The 22,798-nt window shown below is 34.2% G+C and carries 19 protein-coding genes, 1 pseudogene, 1 riboswitch and 2 other annotated features; of the genes and pseudogenes, 3 read left to right on the top strand and 17 right to left on the bottom strand.

The features are described 5' to 3' along the window. Nucleotides 1-182: 182 nt before the first annotated feature. The 10 genes from QRY57_RS13930 to QRY57_RS13975 all read right to left on the bottom strand — a co-directional run bounded on the left by QRY57_RS13930 (nucleotide 183) and on the right by QRY57_RS13975 (nucleotide 11,743). Nucleotides 183-1,418, bottom strand: a complete 1,236-nt coding sequence (locus QRY57_RS13930; protein ID WP_286017773.1) for a cytochrome P450 family protein — start codon at nucleotides 1,416-1,418, stop codon at nucleotides 183-185. 205 nt (nucleotides 1,419-1,623) lie between these two features. Further along, nucleotides 1,624-2,040, bottom strand: coding sequence for a hypothetical protein (locus QRY57_RS13935; RefSeq protein ID WP_286017774.1), 417 nt, complete (start codon nucleotides 2,038-2,040; stop codon nucleotides 1,624-1,626). 362 nt (nucleotides 2,041-2,402) lie between these two features. Next, nucleotides 2,403-3,434 carry a DUF1835 domain-containing protein gene (locus tag QRY57_RS13940; RefSeq protein WP_286017775.1) on the bottom strand — a complete coding sequence of 344 codons (1,032 nt, stop codon included), beginning with the start codon at nucleotides 3,432-3,434 and terminating at the stop codon, nucleotides 2,403-2,405. Between the two features lie 69 nt (nucleotides 3,435-3,503). After that, nucleotides 3,504-3,920, bottom strand: coding sequence for a DUF3995 domain-containing protein (locus tag QRY57_RS13945; RefSeq protein WP_286017776.1), 417 nt, complete (start codon nucleotides 3,918-3,920; stop codon nucleotides 3,504-3,506). 256 nt (nucleotides 3,921-4,176) lie between these two features. Further along, nucleotides 4,177-5,367, bottom strand: a complete 1,191-nt coding sequence (gene trpB / locus QRY57_RS13950; protein ID WP_286017777.1) for a tryptophan synthase subunit beta — start codon at nucleotides 5,365-5,367, stop codon at nucleotides 4,177-4,179. A gap of 81 nt (nucleotides 5,368-5,448) precedes the next feature. Next, nucleotides 5,449-5,713, bottom strand: a binding site (T-box leader). 182 nt (nucleotides 5,714-5,895) lie between these two features. Then, nucleotides 5,896-6,663, bottom strand: a complete 768-nt coding sequence (locus QRY57_RS13955) for a DUF3959 family protein (RefSeq protein ID WP_286017778.1) — start codon at nucleotides 6,661-6,663, stop codon at nucleotides 5,896-5,898. Nucleotides 6,664-7,024: 361 nt separating this feature from the next. Then, nucleotides 7,025-8,557 carry an alpha/beta hydrolase gene (locus QRY57_RS13960; protein WP_286017779.1) on the bottom strand — a complete coding sequence of 511 codons (1,533 nt, stop codon included), beginning with the start codon at nucleotides 8,555-8,557 and terminating at the stop codon, nucleotides 7,025-7,027. Nucleotides 8,558-8,816: 259 nt separating this feature from the next. Next, on the bottom strand, nucleotides 8,817-9,506 hold the full coding sequence (gene tenA / locus QRY57_RS13965) for a thiaminase II (RefSeq protein ID WP_286017780.1): 690 nt from the start codon (nucleotides 9,504-9,506) through the stop codon (nucleotides 8,817-8,819). 130 nt (nucleotides 9,507-9,636) lie between these two features. Continuing rightward, nucleotides 9,637-9,745: riboswitch (TPP riboswitch) on the bottom strand. Nucleotides 9,746-9,844: 99 nt separating this feature from the next. After that, nucleotides 9,845-10,564 (bottom strand): MBL fold metallo-hydrolase, encoded by a 720-nt coding sequence (locus QRY57_RS13970; protein ID WP_286017781.1) that lies wholly within the window; start codon nucleotides 10,562-10,564, stop codon nucleotides 9,845-9,847. A 153-nt stretch (nucleotides 10,565-10,717) separates the two neighbouring features. After that, nucleotides 10,718-11,743, bottom strand: coding sequence for a homoserine dehydrogenase (locus tag QRY57_RS13975; protein ID WP_286017782.1), 1,026 nt, complete (start codon nucleotides 11,741-11,743; stop codon nucleotides 10,718-10,720). Between the two features lie 485 nt (nucleotides 11,744-12,228). Between QRY57_RS13975 and QRY57_RS13980 the strand changes: the two genes are divergently transcribed. The 3 genes from QRY57_RS13980 to QRY57_RS13990 all read left to right on the top strand — a co-directional run bounded on the left by QRY57_RS13980 (nucleotide 12,229) and on the right by QRY57_RS13990 (nucleotide 15,254). Then, complete coding sequence (locus QRY57_RS13980; RefSeq protein ID WP_286017783.1) at nucleotides 12,229-13,371, top strand: DUF418 domain-containing protein; 1,143 nt, start codon at nucleotides 12,229-12,231, stop codon at nucleotides 13,369-13,371. Between the two features lie 124 nt (nucleotides 13,372-13,495). Further along, nucleotides 13,496-14,614, top strand: coding sequence for a sensor histidine kinase (locus QRY57_RS13985; protein ID WP_286017784.1), 1,119 nt, complete (start codon nucleotides 13,496-13,498; stop codon nucleotides 14,612-14,614). Nucleotides 14,615-14,648: 34 nt separating this feature from the next. Continuing rightward, the gene (locus QRY57_RS13990; RefSeq protein ID WP_286017785.1) at nucleotides 14,649-15,254 is read left to right on the top strand and encodes a response regulator transcription factor; all 606 of its coding nucleotides are present in this window, start codon (nucleotides 14,649-14,651) and stop codon (nucleotides 15,252-15,254) included. 88 nt (nucleotides 15,255-15,342) lie between these two features. Here the strand turns inward: QRY57_RS13990 and lysS are convergent. The 7 genes and pseudogenes from lysS to QRY57_RS14025 form a co-directional block, all read right to left on the bottom strand. Further along, nucleotides 15,343-16,904, bottom strand: a pseudogene (gene lysS, locus QRY57_RS13995) (lysine--tRNA ligase). Nucleotides 16,905-16,989: 85 nt separating this feature from the next. Then, nucleotides 16,990-17,246, bottom strand: a binding site (T-box leader). A gap of 219 nt (nucleotides 17,247-17,465) precedes the next feature. Next, the gene (locus QRY57_RS14000; protein ID WP_286017786.1) at nucleotides 17,466-18,881 is read right to left on the bottom strand and encodes a hydroxymethylglutaryl-CoA lyase-like TIM-barrel protein; all 1,416 of its coding nucleotides are present in this window, start codon (nucleotides 18,879-18,881) and stop codon (nucleotides 17,466-17,468) included. Beyond that, nucleotides 18,878-19,942 (bottom strand): alpha/beta fold hydrolase, encoded by a 1,065-nt coding sequence (locus tag QRY57_RS14005; protein ID WP_026590966.1) that lies wholly within the window; start codon nucleotides 19,940-19,942, stop codon nucleotides 18,878-18,880. Before QRY57_RS14005 ends, QRY57_RS14000 begins: the two co-directional genes overlap by 4 nt. A gap of 14 nt (nucleotides 19,943-19,956) precedes the next feature. Further along, nucleotides 19,957-20,394, bottom strand: a complete 438-nt coding sequence (locus QRY57_RS14010; protein WP_026590967.1) for a DUF441 family protein — start codon at nucleotides 20,392-20,394, stop codon at nucleotides 19,957-19,959. Between the two features lie 15 nt (nucleotides 20,395-20,409). Continuing rightward, nucleotides 20,410-21,276, bottom strand: a complete 867-nt coding sequence (locus tag QRY57_RS14015; protein WP_286017787.1) for a HesA/MoeB/ThiF family protein — start codon at nucleotides 21,274-21,276, stop codon at nucleotides 20,410-20,412. A gap of 12 nt (nucleotides 21,277-21,288) precedes the next feature. Continuing rightward, on the bottom strand, nucleotides 21,289-22,137 hold the full coding sequence (locus QRY57_RS14020; protein WP_026590969.1) for a HesA/MoeB/ThiF family protein: 849 nt from the start codon (nucleotides 22,135-22,137) through the stop codon (nucleotides 21,289-21,291). Nucleotides 22,138-22,461: 324 nt separating this feature from the next. After that, a complete protein-coding gene (locus QRY57_RS14025) occupies nucleotides 22,462-22,797 on the bottom strand; it encodes a hypothetical protein (RefSeq protein WP_286017788.1) in 336 nt (111 codons plus the stop codon). Nucleotide 22,798 lies beyond the last annotated feature (1 nt).

Here is a 22,798-nt window from a genome sequence, read left to right on the forward strand (position 1 = left end):
TACATATAAAAATGTACATACTAATCCTATTCAGAAGAATATTTCGTTTTTTAACGAAGATTTCTTGAAAAATAGAATTAGTTGATCATTGGGATGTCTTCACCCTTCCGTTTCGATTTAAAATTACACATACATACTCTATGTGAATAATTTTAAATATATGCATGTCTCAAATACCTATTCTAGAAAGATAATGGTAATTCCTCTAAAGATCGCATTAAATAATTCCCCTGCCACTTAATTTTTTCTCGCTCACCTTTTATTTGTATATTTGGCATACGTTTTAGCAATGTAGCAATTGCAATTTTTGCTTCTAAACGAGCAAGCGGTGCTCCTAAACAAAAATGACTTCCATGTCCAAATGCAATGTGGCGGTTATTTTCCCTCGTAATATCAAATACGTCCGGATTCATAAAGACATTCTCATCACGATTTGCAGATGCTAGTGAAATGATTACCATATCCCCCTTTTGAATCTCTTGATCATGAATTACAAAAGGTTCAGATGCCCAACGTGCCGTCGTAATTTCAACTGGAGAATAATAACGTAATCCTTCTTCAATTGCTGAATCAATAAACTCTGGCTTTGCTTTTAATAACTGTAGTTGATCTGTATTCTCTAGTAAAGCTAATACAGTATTTGTAATTAGATTCACAGTTGTTTCATGCCCGGCTACAATAAGTAACATAATCATTGAATAAAGCTCTGGTGCACTTAACTTACTTCCTTCACTTTCAGCTTGAATTAATGCACTAACTAAATCTTCTTTCGGCTCTTTTCTTTTCACATCAACCAAATATTGAAGATATGTAATAAACTCAGATAATTTTATTTCATTATCCTTTATCTCTTCTGGCGTTTCAGGTGAAGCAATTACCTCATGTGACCACACTCTAAACTTTTCTTGATCTTCTTTTGGAATACCGAGCATTTCACTAATTACATTGATTGGTAATGGGAATGCATAATCATTCACAAGGTTCAGAGAATTTGTATGTTCTACTTGGTCTAATAAAGTATCTGCGATATTCTGAATACGTTCATCTAATTGTGAAATCATTTTAGGAGTAAACGCTTTTTGAACAAGTGCTCGCAAACGACTATGATCAGGTGAATCTGAATTTAACATATGCTTCGTTAAATAGTCACTATTCTCAAGAGAATGAAATGGTTTTAACCCCTCTTGAGAAAATACATTTTCGGGATTTTTTTTCAAGCGAGAATCCTTTAAAAGTGGTAATGCATCTTCATATCTTGTAATAAGCCATTCTGTCCACAATTCACTCTTACATACGAATAAAATAGGTTGTAATTTACGTGATTCTTTATAAATCTCATAAGCATCTTCTTTAAAATCTGCAGAAGCTAAATGAATACCATCTTCTATTTTTCTACCAACCTTGTTTTTTAAAGACATTGCACTCCCCCACTTTCATGTATTTGTAAAAATCAATTCAATATAAATTATAACTTAACAAAAATAAGAAAATTGTAAATTTTTGTTATGATCTTACTTTATATATTGAAAAACAATTAAATAATGGCATTTTCAAAAAAAGCAGGCAAGAAGAAAGTATTTTCCTCCCGCCTGCTAAAATTCTTTTTTCTTAGTTTATTTTTTGCTAAGCAAAGCACATGAAGTTACTAATTTGTTGATATCGATAACTAACTTTTTGGCGACGACCAGCTCGCCATGTGTAACCTGATACTCCATTTCTTCTTACCTCAGTTGGGAAAAACCATAAATCTCTTCCAAACGGACCTGGTCGGTGTAAACGTAAGTATCCCCATCTCCCTAAACAATTACACATCCATGATTTTATATTACCGCTTTGTGCAGGAGCGGCGAACGTTGATGGTACAGAAGGAGCTTGAGATGGTGGTGGTGACGTGGGTGCATCTTCTGCATCATCAGGTCGATATTCCTCAAGTTCCACATCCCTCATTTCATCAGATGTTTCATAGCCAGAAATTTGCGGATTATAGTATGCTGTTTGATTATAGTCTACATATGGAAAATAAGTTTGTTGATTATACATAACAAAATCACCTCCTATGATTTATTACTTTATCCAACATATGTTGGATTGCTTTTATATGTAGCTTATTTATGTAGCCCAAAATAACGCGGAGAGATTTAAGGATTCAATCAACCACTCTTCTCTTCTTGAAGTAAAAAAGATGTAAAACTTTATCTCTTAAATCAAAGAGGTCGAAATGAGTTTTGATTAAACTTTTTATAAAACACAGAGATTTTTAAATTCAAACGTCAATACGATATCTAATATAAAAACTTCTGTATGCAAAAAAGTGCCTATGTGACATGACATAAGCACTTTTTTGCTATTAATTAACCAGTATACATTACCTACACTACATTCGAAACAGCACCTAATGTTTGTCACTTTTTTAACCGAACACTATAATAGCGCATCGCTTCCAAAGTCCCTTCCATTTCGAATACACCTTGTTTAATTAACGTACGCAAACGATATTCAAGAAAAACATCGCCAACTGACTGTTCTATCTGACCAAGAACTTCTCCAATAAGCCTCGTTGATTTATAAAATTGTTCTTCTGCTCTTTCTTTCTCCAGGTTCTTTGCACATTCAATGATAAAAGAATCGAAGTAAGTTTCTTGCACAGATGAAACTTTATGATTTTCCCAAATTCGTAATAAATTTTTCGTTTCAGAAAACCGCTGCCATTCTTGTTCAAATTGTTGTCGCGATTTTTCAGTAAGTACTGTACCCTTCTCATACGTCTCATAAATTGTTGCTAGCTGCTCGGGCGTTAACGCACTCGTCCCGTGAATCTCATAAATTTCATTCTCTTTTTGAAACAACCCTTTATGAGCCTCTGCTGTATTAATGATTCGAATATTTTTCTTATTTCTCAAATGAACAATTGCAAAACATAGTCCAATATGTTCATTTGCATTCTCTCCACTCCAAATCGTAATTGGCGTATCCCTTGGAATAGACTGTAGTTCTTTTAATGATTGAATAAACTTTGGTAAATATTCTTCTTCAAAATATAAATCTTCTAAATTTAAGTTTTTCGATAACCATTGCTGTCTCAAATGTTGTCCAGCGATTGTCTCCAGCTGATTGATTGGACCAATCGAAAAAAACTCTGAAAATGAAATAACATACTCTTGCTGCAATTTCTTTTTCTTTAACATGTACTTTAAACAACCTGCACTAGATTCCCCAAAAGTAATATGAATGTGCGTGCTCTCGGATATATTTTTCTTATGCAATTTACCATCTATCAATTCGTTCGGAATGCTCGTTAAATATGTAAATGAGTCTTCGTTGTAATTATTTTTTAACAAATCTAATTGCACTAAAATACCTTGAAGTAACTCTTTCGCTTCATCTTCTTGCATTTCATTGACGACTTTTTTTATTTTTTCTATTGTTTCTATCATTTATTTCCCTCTATTCATAAAATGCTATAATGTTTAGTGTAACATATATAAAATAACCTCTTTGTTTTTTTATGAAATAATAGCTAATAAGAATGAAAAAGATAAAAAAGCACATAGTGGAATAAACAACATGCTGTCCATTTTAGCAAAATACGTATCTTTTTTCTTTTTAAAGATGCCAAAATAATTAAATTCTCCAAACACTCTTAATCCAAACACCAACATACAAATCCAAGAACCACTTCGAATGATCATTTGAGGGATAAATGAAGGAATTATTTCTATCTCCCATAGTAAAAATAAAGCCGCAATGCTTAATAAGAGCGCAACTAATAATGTCATACCCATTCCAGGAGTGAAAGTTTTTTCTCCTGACTCAGTTGGAATCACTGCATTTATCCCCCATTTTCCGCCAAATGCCCAGTAAACATGCAATATACTAATACACATTAAAAGACATGCTGATATAGCGATGATAATAAGCAATATTAACACCTCCAACAATGTATTCTCTTCCCCACTTAAGAATATTAAATAAAATAATACTTAGCAACCTATTTTGAGGCCGTGCAATAAAGTGAAACTTTAATCAGAGAGGGACCTTAATTATTAGTTGAACCAAATGCTCGTTAATGCGGGATAAATGTAATTATGCTAAATTCACAAGAAAAAAACACATAGAAAAGCGATTTTCTGCCCAAAACTGAACCGAAAATCGCTTTTTAAATCCTTCGACATACATTTATTTTCGATTATTCATTTCAAACACTTGTTGTACATCTTTATCACCGCGTCCCGATAAATTAACAATAATACTTTGATCGTTTCGTAAAGTTGCTGCTAAATTCATTGCATACGCCACTGCATGGGAACTTTCTAATGCAGGAATAATACCTTCCACACGAGACAATTTATGAAACGCTTCTATCGCTTCGTTATCATTAATTGCTACATATTCTGCACGACCTGTTTCTTTATAATAACTATGCTCTGGTCCAACACCTTGATAGTCCAATCCTGCGGCAATGGAGTGTGCATCTGCAATTTCTCCATTCTCGTCTTTCATCATATAACACTTAAATCCGTGGATAATACCAGGCTCTCCTGCTGTAAGTGGTGCTGCATGCATACCTGTTTCAATCCCTTTACCACCTGGTTCAACACCTACCATATTTACTTCTTTATCATTATAAAATGGGGCAAATAAACCAATCGCATTACTTCCACCACCTACACAAGCAACCAAATAATCAGGTAGACGTTGTTCTTTTTCAATGTGCTGTGCTCTTGCTTCTCTTCCAATTACAGCTTGGAAATGACGAACAATTGTTGGATACGGATGTGGTCCCAGTGCAGAACCTAATAAATAAAATGTACTTTCATAGTTTTGAGCGTAATCTTCAAGCGCCGCATCTACTGCTTCTTTCAGAGTGCGTCCCCCTTCTTGTACAGCAATTACCTTTGCCCCTAATAATTCCATACGAAATACATTTAATTGTTGACGTTCTGTATCCATTCCTCCCATATAAATCGTGCAATCTATTCCGAACATAGCGCATGCAGTAGCTGTAGCCACTCCATGCTGTCCCGCTCCAGTCTCTGCAATGATACGTTTTGCTCCCATTCTCTTTGCGAGTAAAATTTGTCCTAATACATTGTTAATTTTATGTGCTCCAGTATGATTCAGATCTTCTCTTTTCAAATAGATTTTTGCACCACCAATTTCTTCACTCAAACGCTTTGCATAGTAAAGTGGATTAGGCCGTCCTACATATTCTTTGAGATAGTATTCATATTCTTTTATAAACTCTGGATCATCTTTATATTGATTAAATGCATCCTCTAGATGAATTAAAGCCTCTTGTAGTTGTTCTGGTACAAAACTACCTCCGAATTTTCCAAAATATCCATTTTCCGCATGTAATAAATTCATGTTACTTCCTCCCTTTAGTTATTAATTGTTGAATAAAAAAAACGTGTGAACGCAAAAAGCCCCCTACATGCATTAAAGCATGTAGAGGGCGATATATACGATTATACCGTGGTGCCACCTCTTTTGATTCTTTGTCACATAGACTAAGAACCCTCTCGTTTTTGGATACGGAAAAACAAATTCGATATCCTCATCCTTATAACGGCGGAACCCGGGTCGCATACTCCTAACGTTTCAGCGTACCTCTCCTAAGCCCATTCAGTATAATCTATCGTACTGGATTGCACCATCTCCAGCTCTCTGTAACGCATCAATTAAACGTACTTTTCTTAGTCAACGATTTTTATTATTTAAATTTAAATATGATATTATCGGATTGTTTATGTTTTGTCAATAAAATTTGAAAATTCAATCACTTTTTTACCAGAAGCAAGAAGGAATATCTAATATACGTAATTAAAAAAACGCAGTACCCTTTCATCATACAATAGGGCATTGCGTTTTTAAATATTTGTCTAGGAATCTCCTCTACGCATTATAACGATTTCTTCTTCGTTCCATTCTTGTTTGACCTTGCGTTGTTTCTATTTCATGATGTTGATGCTCCGTTTGCGTTGTATGATACATTGGCACTCTTTCTTCACGATTTGGTTCATACGTACGTTTTTCTTTTGGGTTAGAAGATTTTCTACTGAACTTTAGTATCTTCACTTTCAATCTTGGTAAACTCGGAATGCGAATTTTAAAATTCGGTTTAATTCGTTTCTTTTTTTGTTTGAATAAATTTGTTGTTTCTTGTTTTTCATTGATACTACCACGCTTTAGCATGTTGGCAAACAACCCACCAAGTATAAATCCGACTACTAGTAAGAGTAGATACAGTCGTTCTGAAGTTAATAAGTTCAGAACACGTCCAAGAACAGCTAATGATTGGGTTTGTTTTATATCCCACAATAAACCACCCCATAATGTCAGTAATCCTAAAGTAATTGCATAGGTACGGAATCGGAGTATAAGTGGAATTATCGCAATACATGCAGCGATTTTTGCGTTTGCTAGTAACGAGCTAGTTGTTACGTATTGGTTCCAAATTGAGAGCAAGAATGTGATAAATATAGTGTAAGCGAGCCAACTACATATTCGTGAATACATTCGTTTTGCATAATAGCTTCCAAAGCTCGTGAAAAACAACAGTCCTCCTAAATAAAATGACAATTCAAGAGGAATTTTTTTCATAATACCTGCAATTGGGAACAGGAAGCTGAGTACCATTAAAAGCACATCAAGTTTCTTCAAAACTCTCATCCCTTTCTTTTTTCTATCTTTCTTCTATATTACTAAGCAAATTTTCTTGTTTTTTAGCATGTTTCTCACTTCCAGCAAATTATCGTATATATGCATGCAAATAATAACATTCCTAAAAAACATCTTAATCCTACTAGTACTAAAAAGTAAACAAAAAAACAAAGCTATAATTGACAATAGAGATCTAGATTTGTATAAAGAAATGACAAATCCCGCTATTTGTAAATTAGCGGGATTTTCAAATTAGCCTATTGTACTACTTCTTGTTCTTTTCCTATCCAAAAGTTGGTATTTTAAAAATAATTTTATCTTACATGTAGAAAATCGTAATTAAATGATACTGTCCCTATTCTTATTTCGATCTTTCTTTCACCCAAGTAGCGATATCATTAATAACATACTCAGGGATATTGGCAGGACTATAATATTCATCCGGTCTACTTAATTCCCCATCACCTTCTGTAAAGAAGTGATTTAACTTCGGATACAGTCGATAATCTACGTTATCTCGTTCTTTTAATTGTTCTTTCCAAAGAGGAATTTCGATTTTTGATTGAACTTGATAGTCTCTTTCTCCTTGAATAATAAGAAGAGGTGTCTTTTGTTCTTTGGACATTTCTGCTGCTTTAGTTTTACGGATAGAATCCCAAAATACTGGTGATCCTAAATAAAAATCTTTTGGAGGGTTTTTGCTAGAAAAATTAGGATCATTTAATAATTCAAATTGCGATTTGTAAAATTTATATTCTTCAAGTTTCATTCCTCCAATAGAAAAAAGATACTCAAGCTGATCCAAAACAACATCTTGGATCGTACGAGCTGGTCCTCCCATCACAATTGCTCCAGCAATATTTTGATTTTGGTCTTTTTCGATCATTTTCGGAACCATCATTCCACCTTGACTATGGCCAAGAATATAAATTTGATTCTTATCTATCATAGATTCATTTTGAAGAAAACGAGTTGCAAGAAGTGCATCATCCGTTGTCTCTTTATCAACTGTATAAAAAGGACTAAATTGTGTCTTCAATCCATGTTCATATGTTCTTTTATTATAACGAAGAACAGCAATTCCCTTCGAAGCAAGACCTTCAGCTAAATCGCGAAATGGTTTTAAAGCAAACGCAGTTTCATCCTGATCGCTTGCTCCAGATCCTTGAACAAGAATTACCGCTGGGAACGGCCCCTCTCCCTTTGGGACAGACAATGTTCCTGGTAATGGAAACGCGCCACTTCCGACTACTACTTCTTTTTCAACAAATGATTCCGGCTTACTATATGATGGTCGCTCTGCAACAGTACGATACGACATACTAAGTTGAAAGTCATCTATTTTTCCAGATGGATCTAATTTAATTAGTAAAGGCACAGTAAATTTTTCAAAAACCAATCCAATCTCTACATTTGTATGAACGGAATTTGTCTCTTTTTGTTTTACCTCTCCAATGCCAATAAAAGAACCTGCTTGTAATTGTACCGGGAGTCCCTTCCAATAACTCTCCAGCCATTCTTCAGATATTATCTTCTGTAAAGAGCGAGAAGTTAAATCAAATGCAGATTTATAATTTTCAGTATGCATATAACGGATAAATTTAAGAGTAGTAGATATAACAGGATTTTCATCATCCGCATTGTCTATTTCTTTCATATTTGAGTTTGACTCTTTTAACATTGAGGTGAATGGATGGTTAAACGGATTATTATATGTATTGGGATAAAAACTTGTTTTCAATACATCTGTATTCCCCCCCTCATACAGACTTGAAGAAATAGCGAAATTTGTAGGTGAAATTTCTTCCTCAGCATGTGAAACAAAAGGAACACTTATCATACAAATTGTACTAACGAGTAAAAACTTATTCCCTATTCGTTTTCTCATTCTCATATTTATTGACTCCTTTCAAAATTAAATTTTTTAATACAACATTTAGTATTGTAAGGAAATAAAAAGTGTTAAAGAGATTAATAATCTCTCCTCCCTAACATTCAATATAAACTACCTTCCACCTCTTTTTTATTGTGTAATTTTTTTATAATATGTAATCAATTAATTACTAAAATCAATTGATTACATGGATAAATCCATACAAAAAAATGACTAAACTAAGTTAGTCATTTTCTATACCCTTGCATCTATCTTTTCCTTATACACCTACATCTTCTACTTGTTCTTCCACTGGCCACTTTTCTAATGTGTAAGCCATCTCCCAAAATGAATATTCATATTGACTGCTAATTACAAAGTGTTGTTTCATTCGCTTACGATCAGCTTCTGTTACTGTTTCCGCAATCGCATCTAATCTAGCAATTTGCTCTTCTACTAAAGTACGGAACCAGTCAGAGCCATATGCGGAAATCCATTCTTGATAAATCGGTTCTTTAGGTTGACACTCTTTTAAACGTTCACCAATTTCATAATAAAGCCAATAGCACGGCAAAATTGCTGCGATAATATCCCCTAAATGTCCTTCATATGCAGCACGATACATATGTGATGTATATGCATAAGCAGTTGGAGCAGGAACGAATGATTCTTTTTCTTCCGCCGTAATACCTAGTTTTTTCGCAAAATTCTCATGTAGTGATAATTCAGCCTGATATGTATTTTGTGCATGGTGTGCCATACGAGCCGTTGTTTCTAATTCAATAGCTTTCGCTGCTCCTAACGATTGGACTCTTGCGAAATGACTTAGATAATATGAATCTTGCAGAACATAATAGCGGAAACTAGCTACATCTAATGTTCCATCTCCTAGTTTTGTAACAAATGGATGATTAAAACTTGCTTCCCAAATCGGATTAACTTCATTACGTAATAACTGTGAAAATGACATGATAAACCCTCCCATAAACGTTTTGATTAAAACTTGCACCTACTTCAAATAGATGTACAAAATAAAAAAACTTTCTTTACACACGTAAAGAAAGTGGTTTGGACATCATCAATATTTTAATAAATATCCTCTTCTGTCACTTCCACTTCCCTACGCCAGTATTACCCAGATCAGGTCCTAAGGGTCTCAAAAATATATTTTTGATCTCAGCCTATATAGAGGCACCCCTAGTGGATTACATATAAACTATTTAACTCGATATTTATCATAACATATTCTGGAATACTATCAAATATGATTCATAAATTTAACACTTATAATATATAAGTGCACAAATGTTATCTATCTTCTACTAATCTCTCAATCTGCTCCTTCACATTCGAATTACAAATACCACCGTGATAACAAATTACCGTCTCTATATCAAATTCTAAAAATCTTCTAAGTGATTCTGTAGCTTTTTTCATGTCTGGCGTTGTGTGCGGAACAGGTCCTTTTAAGTTTCCATCAATGCATACCATCGCGTCACCCACAATTAATGTTTTATATTTTTCACTATATAAACTAATATGTCCTGGAGTATGGCCTGGAGTATGAATCACTTCGATACCCTCTAAAAATGGTAGTCTTTGTCCATCTTCTAATGTCCAATTTACTTTAGCTGTCGGCGGATTTTTATATAGTGCTTGCACAACATCTGGAAGTGCCGCCCATTTCTCTTCACTCATTTTATTTGGATCTCCTTTAATAAGGGGCAGCTGTCCTTCAATGTAAGGTTTGTCTAATTCATGGGCGTACACTTCAATAAAATGATCTGCTTTCTGCTGTAATTCAGGAAGACTTCCAATATGGTCTATATCTTGATGGGTTAAAATCACTGCTTGTAATTGTTCAAAAGGCACTCCAATACTAATCATCGTATCGCGAATCGCTTCTAATTGGCCCGGCATACCAGTATCGACTAATATAGCTTTTTTTCCATCCCAAAGTAATGTTGGATTTAATTCAAATTCTTGAATTTTTAATTTCAACACAGCTAGACCGTTTTCTATTTTCATATTACAAGTCCCCCTCGGTACATAAATTAGTGAAGTTATTTCACTTACTAAAATGTATCACGCTAAGGCTTTTTAATCAATTGTTAAATAAATAATAATAACATAAAAATATTTATTTGTCAATGTATTTTAATCTAAAACTAGATTTTTTTATCACACATCTTTTCGATACAAATTAATTAAGTCCTTTAGAGCTGCCGCTGCTGCTCCTCTTGGACTCGAGGCTCCCCCGATTGAAGTAACTTTCCCCATCGTATCAGTATGAAAAGTAATTCCTTTTTCCGTTCCATTTACATAAGCCAATGGATGTCCTTTCTCTATTTCACGCGGGCATACTTCAAGTTTCAGATTTCCTGAGTGATCTTTATATACCGATCCAATTAGTTTCAAAGATTTACCTTGTTCTTTTGCTTTCAGTATATCTTGTTTCGTAATGCTCTCTATTCCTTTTATAGATATAGAATTTAATGAACACTCTGCTTGCAGCAGACTATTTGCCAATAATAAGAGTTTACAAGCACTATCCATTCCACTTATGTCTAATGATGAGTTTGTTTCAGCGATTCCTTTTTGTTGAGCTTGATGCAATGCTTCCTCAAATGTTATATCTTCTTCGTACATCGTTGTAAGAATATAATTTGTCGTCCCATTTAAAATACCTTCTATACTCTCAATTTGACATCCAGCTAAACTAAATTGTCCAATATCTAACGTGGGGAGTGCAGCTGCAGTTGCCCCACTGTAACGAATGCTTGCGTTTGCTTGTGTTGCTTTTTCCTTTATTTCTTTCCACGCGGTAACAAGTGCTCCTTTCGAAATAGCTACTACATCCATATGGTTTTCAATCGCTGTTTCGATATACGTTCTTCCAGGTTCACCAGTTTGAAAATTAGTTGGTGTTGATTCTATTAATACATGACCAACAGGAACTTTTTCACTTTTATCAAGTGGATAGCGGCTGAGATATTTCCCCAACGCATAAGAACCTGTACCATACGTTAATAATTCTTTAATATGTAAACCGTTGACGTTATAGAGATTGACTGTACTTCCAATAACTCCAGTACAAACAAGTTCTATGCTGTACATCTCTTTTATATATGAAGCTTTCTCAAATACCAATCTTACAAACTCTTTTCCAACAGTTCCATATCCAGATATCACTATATTTATCCTCATATTATCACCTCAGGCTATTATGCTATTTTTAAAGTTAACTTCATTATACTCTGAAAGTACGCTGTGATTCACGAAGTAAAGCTCCCTCAAAAGAATTTGAAGGAGCTGTTACATTTCAATATAAATATGGATCCAGTTATTTTGGTAAATCTTTGTAACGTTCAAAAACAGGTAAAGTAAATTGTTCGTCCCCAATCATTACCATGCCGTTCGCAGGCCGTTTATTTTCTTCAGAGGCAGAACAGGCACTTAGGCTTGTTACGATTTTTTAACCATTTTTTCATTTCTTTCTTATAACCTCTACGTAAACATATACTACCATATTTTTTCTTACTTATTTTTAAGAAATCATTGCATGACTATTTTAATACTTCATCTCTTTTCCTATATGACAGGTGTCATTTGCTTTAACTGACACCTGTGCATACAAAATATTCCTTTTAAAAGATAAAATAATGACAAAATCATAAGAAAAGAGGAAAATAATGAGTAATAACAACAAAAGAATTCGTTTGCTTGATATATTAAGGGGCTTTGCTGTATTAGGAACACTTGGTACAAACATTTGGATTTTTGCATATCTAGGGGATGTTTCTTATATCTTTACGTTTGATCATGCAATTTGGTGGATGTCAGTTAATGATTTCATTCGTCTATTCGTTCTATTTTTTGTGAACGGAAAACTTCTCGGTTTATTAACAATTATGTTTGGTATAGGACTTGAACTCAAATACCAACAATCTTTACGCAAAGGCAATACATGGCCTGGCGTTTACCTATGGACTTCTTTTGTACTTTTATTAGAAGGTTTCATTCATTTCACCTTGGTTATGGAATATGATATTTTAATGAGTTACGGAATAACCGCAATAATTGTTGCTTTTATTATTAAGCTTGGTGACAAATGGATTAATCGAGCTATGAAAATGATAGGTATCTTTCATGGGGCTGCTATACTTTTCATTCTTGCTATATTTATGTATTTAAAATTCATAGGAAGTAACATTTCGCTAGGTAACGCTAATGAAATTATAACCCCTTATAGTGATGGAACTTGGTTTGAACAAATCCATTATCGCCTAACAAACTTTATCGCAAATCGACTAGAAGTAATTTTTGTTATCCCAATGAATATTGTCCTTTTCCTATTAGGAATACGTCTTATGCGCGCTGGCGCCTTCTCCCCTGATGAAAACGGGAAAAGAATTCGTACAAAAATGCTTAACATCGGCATTATGATTGGTGTCCCTCTCAATCTGTTAATCTTTATTCCAGGCGGTATCTTTGATTTACCAGCTCGCTATTTATTTGCACCTTTCCTTTCTATTTTGTATATTGCATTGATTGCTAAAATGATAGAAAGATTTGAACACTTTTGGTTATGGCAGCGCCTTGAAAATGTAGGAAAAATGTCTCTTAGCTGTTATGTTCTTCAAAATATTCTTTCTTCCATTCTCTTTTACGGTTGGGGCTTTAGCCTTGGCGGGAAAATGAACTCATTATCGATTGTCTTTATTTGGCTTTGTATCTGCTTCTTTGAAATGTATTTCGCAACATTTTGGCTAGCAAGATTTAAATTTGGTCCAATGGAGGCCGCACGAAGATACACATCTGGTTTCATTAAGTAAAAATGATTCTTAGTGGGATTTCACCATTCTCACTAAGAATCGCTCTTTTTAAGATTTTGTGTACTTTACCATGAAATAGAACTTATTATAAAGTCTTATTCCATCTTAGTAGGAGGATAGTAAAATGTTTAAAAAAATTTATCCCCACGATCAAATTGAAAAGTACTTATACTTAGATATTATTTTTATTGTCCTTTTGATTTACAATGTAATTCGAGCAGAAACAACCATTAACTTATTCTTAAAAATTGTTCTTTTACTGCTCGTTTTGTTGTCTTTTTACTTCGCATTGTGGTATAGAGATTGGCGCCTTCTCTTTTCTAGTTTATTTAGCTGCGTATTATTTGCACTACTTGCAATATTCATCGAATCACGGCTACTTCTGTATGGTTTTGTCATCGGGAATTTATTAGGAAGAGCCCAATCTAAATTGTATATCGGCATCGGTACAGCAGGCATCGCAATGATGTTTTTTCTAGTTAGTTGGTATACCTTTGGTCAGCCTTTTTCCATATTAAAAACTTCTTTTCTTCTTGTCTTTATTCTTCAACTTATACAGCCATTTGTCATCCACGTCCGGGAAAAAGCAAAATCTTTACAAAAAGAGCTAAGCGCCGCAAACTCTCAAATTGAAAGATATATCCAAGAAGAAGAAAGACACCGCATTGCCAGAGACCTTCATGATACACTCGGACAAACATTAACAATGATTAAACTGAAAAGTGAACTGACAATACGATTAATAGAAAAGGACACAACACAGGCGAAACAGGAATTAAATGATATTTTAGACACATCACGTTTTGCATTAAAACAAGTACGTGAACTTGTTACTGATATGAAATATATATCAATTGAAAGTGAATTAAATCACCTACGTGAGTTATTACGAACAGCCGGTATCCAATTCACAATTCATGCAACCGGAAACGCACCTTTGCTAACAAATGTTGCGGAAACAATGGTTGCCCTCTCTATAAGAGAAACCATTACAAATATTCTAAGGCATAGCCAAGCAAACCATTGTACAATCGTTCAAAAAATGGATACAAAATGGTTTCAAATAAAAATACACGATGATGGAATTGGCTTTCAACATGATTCACTTGGATTTGGAGTTCAATCAATTCGGGAACGAATGAAGATGATACATGGCACAGTAGATATACATACATTAAGAAACAACGGCACAACGATAATTTTAAAGATACCTATTTCAACAAACCTAGTAAAATCAAATTAGTCTTGTAAAACGATACAAGAAAGGCGGCAGTAAAATGATTCGTATCGTAATTGCGGAAGATCAAAAGATGCTTCGCGGAGCCCTCGTTTCTCTATTAAAACTAGAAGATGACATTGAAGTGATTGCAGAAGTTTCAAATGGGCTAGATGCTTGGAACATTATTACAAAACATCGACCCGATGTGTGTCTTCTCGATATCGAGATCCCCGACATTACTGGACTTGAAATCGCAGAAAAATTAAGAACTATTGGACATCCCTGTAAAATAATGATTGTTACAACTTTTGCTCGTCCAGGATACTTACAAAAAGCGATGGACGCAAAAGTGGAAGCATATTTACTAAAGGACGAACCAATTGAATTTCTTATTGAAGCGATTCATAAAGTAATGAATGGTGAACGTATAGTAAGTACAGATCTAGCTGCTACGCTGTTTTTAAAAGAAGATAACCCACTAACTGACCGTGAAGCAGAAATACTCCGTATGGTTAAAACCGGAATGACAACGAGAGAAATCGGTAAAACATTGTATTTAACAAACGGAACGGTTAGAAATTATTTATCATCCTCCATTCAAAAACTTGAAGCTGAATCAAGATTTCAAGCCATTCGTATTGCTGATGAAAAAGGTTGGATATGATGTAAGATGCGGTGTAGAAAAAGGGATGCTATTACATCCCTTTTCCACTTTCATTTTTTAACTGTAATCTATTTATTTTCCATTCTACTTAGTCTTGAAAATCTAATAATGACACCATCTTTCCAGCGCCAATTACATGTATAAGTAGCGGGATTCGCGGACCACTCGGTTGATTGAGAACAAGCCTATAAATGATTTTAAAAAGTAATTTTTGATTCTCTTTCATTACCTTTTTATTTTCATTGTGACAAATTGCATAAATATGTTCCATTAAATTGGGATTATTTACATTCGTACGAACTATTTCACAAACTTCCAAGACCCATTTTTTCTGTATGTCTTCTAATATTTCGTAAAAATCCCAATCTTTCTCTTGGTTCACTTCAATCATTTTTTGAGGCTGTAAATTTCGAATCCAGTGTTCTACACGGTTACTTATTTTCATGATGTCAATCAAGCTATAGTCTGCATCCGTTTTTGCTAATACTTCCTGTAAAATTTGATTATCAAAATTCACTAATGGTAAGATACCTGCTACTTGATTAAACTTTGGTAGTCTAGTTTTTTCAGTATTCGTTCTTGAAAGCTTCAATGCACCACATAAATCTTCATTATTTAACATTTTATTTTGATAACATTCCGTGTACCTTTCATACTCTGTATAATTGCGAAGTACATCCTCATCCATACCAATATGGAATGTAGCATTTGGTTTATATTTTGAAAACATAAATAGAATGACTTCTGGCACATACACATTCAATAACTCACTTGGAGTAATTATATTCCCAGCAGAACTAGACATTTTTTGATTGTCACCTTTTATTCCGATAAAATCATAGGCAACATAATCTGGTGCCTCATAATGAAAGATTTTTCTAACTATCTCCTTTGAAACATTATAACTACCTGTTTCAGCTGAATGATCTCTACCTCCTGGTTCAAAAATCACATCTTCCATCATCCATCTCATCGGCCAATCAATTTTCCAATTTAATTTTATATGACTCGTTTGCATTATTGATAATACATTGCGATTCCCACACTCACATTCATATTGGATTGTTTCCAATGTTTCATCAAAATTTGTTATTTTTGTTGAATCTTTGCAGCATTGCTTACAATATAGTGTAATTGGATAAAAAGTTTCTCGCTCATCTTCGGACGATTCGCTCGTTTTAAATTTCATTAATATATCGTAGATTTCTTTTCTTCTTTTTAATGAGTGTAGTATATGTTGATTATATCTCCCAGTTCTATATTCTTCATGTTGATAAATAAACTCTACTTCAATTCCAAAAGCCTCCAACGATTTTTCAAATTCTTTTTCAAAATGCTCTGCATACGATTTATGACAACCATATGGATCTGGAATATCACAGTATGGCATACCTATATACTTCTTAAATGATGGATCAATGTTTTTCGGAACTTTTCTAAACCGCGGTCATAATCATCCCATGAAAATATAAATCGTGTCTTTTTTCCTAGATCTTGAAGTGCTTTTACAACAAAGTAAGTCGTAATGTTTTCTCGAAAATTACCTATATGAACAGAACCGGAAGGACTAATTCCAGATGCGCATACAAATGTTTCTTTATTTGGATGTTTTCGAATCAGTTCATGTGCTATTTGATAAGCCCAATGCATATACAATTCACCCCTATGAAATTTAATATTTATTTTCTACCTTCTTTTTCAAAATAAAAAAACTCCCACCCCCAAGATTATTCATCTTGAGGACGAGAGTTGTTTACTTCGTGGTACCACCTCAGTTTATTAATATGTCACCATATTAACCTCTTCAGGTACGGCTCAATTCGCTTATACCCTATCTCTATAACGGGAGAACCCGCCGCATCATCCCTAAATTAATTAGTTCCTTGCGAAGCTCCAAGTCTTTTTTCATTAAGATTCTTACTCCTCCTTCTCAGCTACCGGAGTTCTCTGTATGCAATCATTCTTAACTACTCTTCTCTTCATTGCTATTTTTGTTATAAGTTATTTTTACATATAATAATTTACTACACTTTTATTGTCAAATTTTTCTGAACTAAAAGGATTTCTGCTGTTTTCATTGAATGTATATAGGTTCGCTTTATGGAAAGGAGAAAAACACAAGTGAAAGGCTGTCCTACTTATCAGTTTAATTATAAGAAATCGCAGAAAAAAATGAATCGAGTAACAGACAAAAAATTGTCCTATATTTAATCAATATACAAATGCTTTTGACGAGTTTTCCTCTAACAAACTAGAATTATAATTAGGCGCTAGTACAATATTTGTATACGTTCCTGTACCTGAAAGGTACTTGTACCTATGTTTTAACCCTGCTGGAATAAAAACAGATGCAGGACTCTCAATGATTTGTAATTCTTCTTCAATTTCCACCTCACATATAAGACCTGTACCATCTACTCTATTCCCCCAGAAAATAAAAGCACTATCACAATGATGTGCGTGAGTATCTACATGTCCCGCTAAGTTCTCATCTATATGGTTGTCATAAAATACACGTTGTATGACATAAAATGAAGCACGTTCATCAGTTCTATAATCCATCTGTACCCAACGTTCTCCTGGACCATCGCGATGATATAAAAGTTCAGATGCACCCTTTACAAATGGTTTACTAATTCGGAAAGACTTTGTAAGCTGAGGTCCTTTTCTTTCTATGTTTTTTTGTTGCATCCTACGTACTCTTCCTATCATTTCAGGTTGAACACCTTCATATGCTGAAAAATTTTGCTTAACAGCTTTTTTATGATATGGTGCGGTATGGGTAAATACATTTTTTCCAATAATCGGTCTCCAATGATCTACCTTACAACCGGTTGCCAATTGAAGAGATTGGGTTAATTCGGGAATCATTTTTAGTTGAAAGTATTGATTATATTTTTGAGATAACAGTACTGATAAATTTAGTAAATCAACAATCCCGGCTCTTTCACCTATTCCACACAAAGTCGCATCAATGACAGATGCTCCGGCATCAATAGCAGCAAGAGCATTTGCCATTGCTAGCCCTAAATCATTATGAAGATGAACTTCAATTTCACAAGGGAATGCCTCAACAGCCTTTTTCACGATTTCCGCACAATGACTCGGCTCCCAAATTCCTACAGTGTCTGCTAAACTAATTCGATTTGCTCCAGCTTCATACGCAACTTCTCCAAGGTGGGAGATATCCTCCCATGCAGTTCGTGAGGCATCTTCAATCGTAAATCGGATTTTCATTCCTAAAGATTTAGCCTCTTCAATCGCTTGTTTCACTTGATTTACAACGTAATCTTTTGATCGATTCGTATACTTTGTTTGTAAAGAAATAGGATTAATAGACGCCCAAATTCCTACCCAATCAGCCCCAGCACGATAAACCGCATGAACTTCTTCTTTTTTCGCACGAGCATGCATCAATATGTCAGCTTGCTTTGCAGAGGCGGCAACTTCTCTGCAAATTTCTTCTTCTTCTTTAGAAATGCCTGGATGTCCAACCTCAATAAGGGGTACTCCGAAATTTTCCAACATATGAAGTAGTGTAATTTTGTCTTCCTTAGAAAAACGAACACCACATTGTTGTTCCCCTTCACGTAAAGTTGCATCTAATATTGTTATGTGCTTGTTCATTTCTTTTTTCCTTCTTTCATTTCTATAAAGTTTAATACTTGTTCAAATAGGATGGAATGATTTTTTTCATAAACAGCCCAGTGTGTTGCATCAGGGATGACAACTTCTTTTTTTTGTTTTGCGCCTGTTAATTTTGACATCATATTTCGATCTGCAAATAGATCATCTTCTCCATAAATGACAAGTACTGGAGCAGTAATCTTAGATACATCATATAAAGGACGATTATTCCAAATAGAATATAAATCTTCTAGTGGACCAACTGGTCGACGGATCATTTGATTGTTTTTCTCACTCATAGGATCCGAATTGATAAATACTTGTTTTACGGCATCCATTGCTTCATTTGTAACGATTTTTTTATTTCCCATCATCATATGCCAATGATGCATTCCTTTATCAAAGTCCACCATTTGATAGGCTGATGCCTCAGGATTAAATTGATTAGGTTGTAATGGATTTTCAAGAGGTTTTGTCATCATAGGTAGCTCGAATCCATGCATATATCCATATAGAATGATTTTGTTAATATCTTGAGGATGGGTTATCGCATAATTACCAGCAACAACGCCTCCATATGACCATCCAACGATATGAATTTTTTTCACATTTCTCTTCTTTTTGATCCAAGTTACGACTGTTTCTAGATCCTTTGTCGCATCATTCAAATGAATAACCGGGCGATTTTTGGAAGGAGGTTCTGACATTTCTTGAGGGTGAGAAGAATGACCAAACCCTCTGAAATCCATAGCCCAAGTATCATACCCTTTTCTAGCATACTCATCCATCCACGAATATTTTGGTACATCAAATGCTTGAGCAGTCGGTACACTAAATGGTTCTAAAAATAAGATTACTTCATCGGATGTATACTGTTTTTTATTATTTAAGTTTTTATGAAGTAAATGTAATTTTTCTTCTCCTTGCTGAATTTCTAATTTTTCTTTTACCACTTTAGAAGTTTGAGCGTTTTGAGAAGTTTCTGTACTATTAGAGCAACCCGACATAAGAATTATCAAAAATAAACCTACTAAACTAATATGTGTCCATTTTATCTTCATTTAGAATGTTCCTTTCATTTCATAGAAACGATAGCTATTATTCCAGCAGCAATAATTAATCCTGCCGGTAATCCTTTTGTAAATAATACGGCAACAAGAGTCCCTACTAAGACACCTAACAAAATCGTAGGGTTCATAGTTAAAACTCCTACTCCTTTTCCTCCTATGTATGACACAGTAAAACCTGCTAGAATGGAACCTAAGCCGATAGGAGAAGTAATTAATTTTATTACGCTTTCACTTGTAATCTTTCCAGATGTAATTGGCACTAAAAGGAAGAGCATGAGAAAGAAAATACCAATTGGAAAAGAATATTGTTGAATAAGATGTAATAAAGTTCTTTGTCCAACAGCAAGTAAAACGCCTAATAAACAAGCCACACCAGCTAGCACATAATCCTTTACAAGCAGAGAAAGTATAACAATAATTCCAAGTAACAAAAAAGGAAGCATATTCTCTTACCTCATCTATAATGTTGTATAATCCCAACTATCATTTTCAGGTGCAGATACATGTACCATATTTTGATTGGAAAGATTAATTTGTATTAGATTTGGACTTATGACAGGTTTTAAATCTTCTCGATTTATTATAAATTTAAATGCTTCAAAGCTTGCTAGAATACCTACAATATTTGCAACAGGAGACAGTACAGTCCATGGAAGATCTTTTTGTACATAATTATTTGCCCATTTCTCATCCGCACCATGCTTGACAGAATGAAGAGCACGTCCATCTTTTAATTCATGAATTATATTTTTCATTTCTGGTGTTAGTTCTTGCTGATAAGATGGATATCCTAATGCAATTTCATAGGGTACAGAGTCAGGAGTTAAAGACATCACGCCACCTCTAAAAGGAGGTGTAACTGCAATCCATATAGAAGGAATCCCTAACATCCTGGCTGTACGATGGATAATGACTCTCGCTACTAAATTATCAGTTGCATCTATAATGAGATCTGTATTTTTCAGAAGCTCTAACGCATTCTCTTCGGTAACAAATTCTTTTGTTACGTCTACTTGTAATAAGGGATTAATGTCTTTTAAAACTTCTAAAGCGACGTCTGCTTTAGATTTTCCTAATCTACTAATAGAACTTAGCATTTGTCGATTGATATTGCTTGTTTCAAATACATCTTGGTCAATTACATGTAGAGAACTTACGCCCATTCTTGCCAGTTGAATGAGTGTAATTCCTCCTACCCCACCTGCTCCAACTACAGTAACGCGAGCATTTTTTAATTTTTCTTGCTCTTCTACAGAAATAACACCAATATTTCGCGTGAAACTTTCTTCATACATCTTTTGCGTATCTTTATTTTTGGTTAACATATTATTTTCCTCCTACAGCGTTTTATAATCCCAACCATCCTTTGGGGCTTCTTTTACTTGAACAGGGATATGACTATCCATATCAATAACAATTCCTTTAGGGGCTCTAGCTAGAGGTTCACGACCAGTTAATACTTGTATTGCTTCATGAAAACTAAATAGGGATAATAGATGAGCACGCATTGGTGTAATGATCCATCCCACTTTTCCATCACAAAAATCTTGTGCCCACTTTTTTGGTGCCCCTTTTTCTACAGAATACCAAGCACGACTTTTCTTTATATCCGCAACTTGTTGTCTTAATTCTGGATTTGTTAATTTATGTCCTACAATTGATACATTCAATGCTTCTTCATAAGGAACTCCTGTTGGGAAGAATGTAGAAACAAACCCTCTTGTAGGAGGACTACCTGACATCCCTACACTTGGTATACCTAATTCTCTAGCAGTTCTATGAATAATAACTCTTGAAGGCATATCATCAACAGCTTCTACTACAATATCGTGCCCTTTTATAAGTTCGGTTACATTATCTTCATCTACTTTTGTTTGTAAGAAGTTTGTTGATATATAGGGATGTATATCTTTCACTACCTGTTCTGCAACTTTTGCTTTTGGTTCACCTACAACACTAGAAAGCGCCAACATTTGTCTGTTAATATTAGAGACTTCAAATTCATCTGGATCAACACCAGTAATATGTCCAACCCCCATCCGAGAGAAGAGAATTGCTTCATATCCTCCTACCCCACCTAATCCAAAAATAATGACCTTCTTATTTCGAAGACATTCTTGTTCCTGTTCAGAATATACACCAATATTCTTCTTGACCATTTCCCAATAATATGAATCCATATCCATTTTGTAGTCTCCCTTATATGTAGTAACTATTTTGAGTAATAATACTTACCAAATAATCCTTATATATAAAGTAAGATAAAAATATGTTGCTTTTGTGAGTTATTTGTAAAAAAAATTAAAAATTTTCAACCCTTATTGCGATTAAAAGCTGCAAATTAGATTAAAAATAGCCACAATCTTTTCTAAAACAGATTGTGGCTATTTTTAGTGACCCCAAAAGAATGGATCGTTGCTATACCCCCTTATTGTTCAAAACTGTAATCAACAAAAAAGCCCACCCCTAATTTCATATGTACAGTGGTGGGCAATCTATTTTGATTTACTTTAAAAGTATGGACAATCCAACTCATTAATTGACTCCCAAGGTGTATTTTCTACACATTCGGTATTTTTGTTCTTTCTCCTGGTTACGTTTCTTAAAGGATTTACTTCGATTTTAAACACAGAAGTAGGTTCAACATACGTAAAAAAAACATGATCACTTGGTAAAGTTTTAGATACATCAATATCTCCTACTTGTTTAAACAATTGCTCGGCGCCATATAAAAAAAATCTCGTTATATCAGATTGCTTATTAATCCAAGCTAGCATTTCAGGAGATACAGATTTATTTAAATATACTTTTACCCGATCGCCACATTTATACCTCTTACACCGCATA

Origin of the sequence: Bacillus arachidis (genome assembly GCF_030285945.1) — a bacterium.
Classification (GTDB): domain Bacteria; phylum Bacillota; class Bacilli; order Bacillales; family Bacillaceae_G; genus Bacillus_A; species Bacillus_A arachidis.

What these genes read in the sequence shown, in the direction of transcription:
- QRY57_RS13930 (WP_286017773.1), bottom strand. Translation starts at nt 1,418, where the DNA reads ATGTCTTTAAAAAACAAGGTTGGTAGAAAAATAGAAGATGGTATTCAT.
- QRY57_RS13935 (WP_286017774.1), bottom strand. Translation starts at nt 2,040, where the DNA reads ATGTATAATCAACAAACTTATTTTCCATATGTAGACTATAATCAAACA.
- QRY57_RS13940 (WP_286017775.1), bottom strand. Translation starts at nt 3,434, where the DNA reads ATGATAGAAACAATAGAAAAAATAAAAAAAGTCGTCAATGAAATGCAA.
- trpB (WP_286017777.1), bottom strand. Translation starts at nt 5,367, where the DNA reads ATGAATTTATTACATGCGGAAAATGGATATTTTGGAAAATTCGGAGGT.
- QRY57_RS13960 (WP_286017779.1), bottom strand. Translation starts at nt 8,557, where the DNA reads ATGAGAATGAGAAAACGAATAGGGAATAAGTTTTTACTCGTTAGTACA.
- tenA (WP_286017780.1), bottom strand. Translation starts at nt 9,506, where the DNA reads ATGTCATTTTCACAGTTATTACGTAATGAAGTTAATCCGATTTGGGAA.
- QRY57_RS13970 (WP_286017781.1), bottom strand. Translation starts at nt 10,564, where the DNA reads ATGAAAATAGAAAACGGTCTAGCTGTGTTGAAATTAAAAATTCAAGAA.
- QRY57_RS13975 (WP_286017782.1), bottom strand. Translation starts at nt 11,743, where the DNA reads ATGAGGATAAATATAGTGATATCTGGATATGGAACTGTTGGAAAAGAG.
- QRY57_RS13980 (WP_286017783.1), top strand. Translation starts at nt 12,229, where the DNA reads ATGAGTAATAACAACAAAAGAATTCGTTTGCTTGATATATTAAGGGGC.
- QRY57_RS13985 (WP_286017784.1), top strand. Translation starts at nt 13,496, where the DNA reads ATGTTTAAAAAAATTTATCCCCACGATCAAATTGAAAAGTACTTATAC.
- QRY57_RS13990 (WP_286017785.1), top strand. Translation starts at nt 14,649, where the DNA reads ATGATTCGTATCGTAATTGCGGAAGATCAAAAGATGCTTCGCGGAGCC.
- QRY57_RS14000 (WP_286017786.1), bottom strand. Translation starts at nt 18,881, where the DNA reads ATGAACAAGCACATAACAATATTAGATGCAACTTTACGTGAAGGGGAA.
- QRY57_RS14005 (WP_026590966.1), bottom strand. Translation starts at nt 19,942, where the DNA reads ATGAAGATAAAATGGACACATATTAGTTTAGTAGGTTTATTTTTGATA.
- QRY57_RS14010 (WP_026590967.1), bottom strand. Translation starts at nt 20,394, where the DNA reads ATGCTTCCTTTTTTGTTACTTGGAATTATTGTTATACTTTCTCTGCTT.
- QRY57_RS14015 (WP_286017787.1), bottom strand. Translation starts at nt 21,276, where the DNA reads ATGTTAACCAAAAATAAAGATACGCAAAAGATGTATGAAGAAAGTTTC.
- QRY57_RS14020 (WP_026590969.1), bottom strand. Translation starts at nt 22,137, where the DNA reads ATGGATATGGATTCATATTATTGGGAAATGGTCAAGAAGAATATTGGT.
- QRY57_RS14025 (WP_286017788.1), bottom strand. Translation starts at nt 22,797, where the DNA reads ATGCGGTGTAAGAGGTATAAATGTGGCGATCGGGTAAAAGTATATTTA.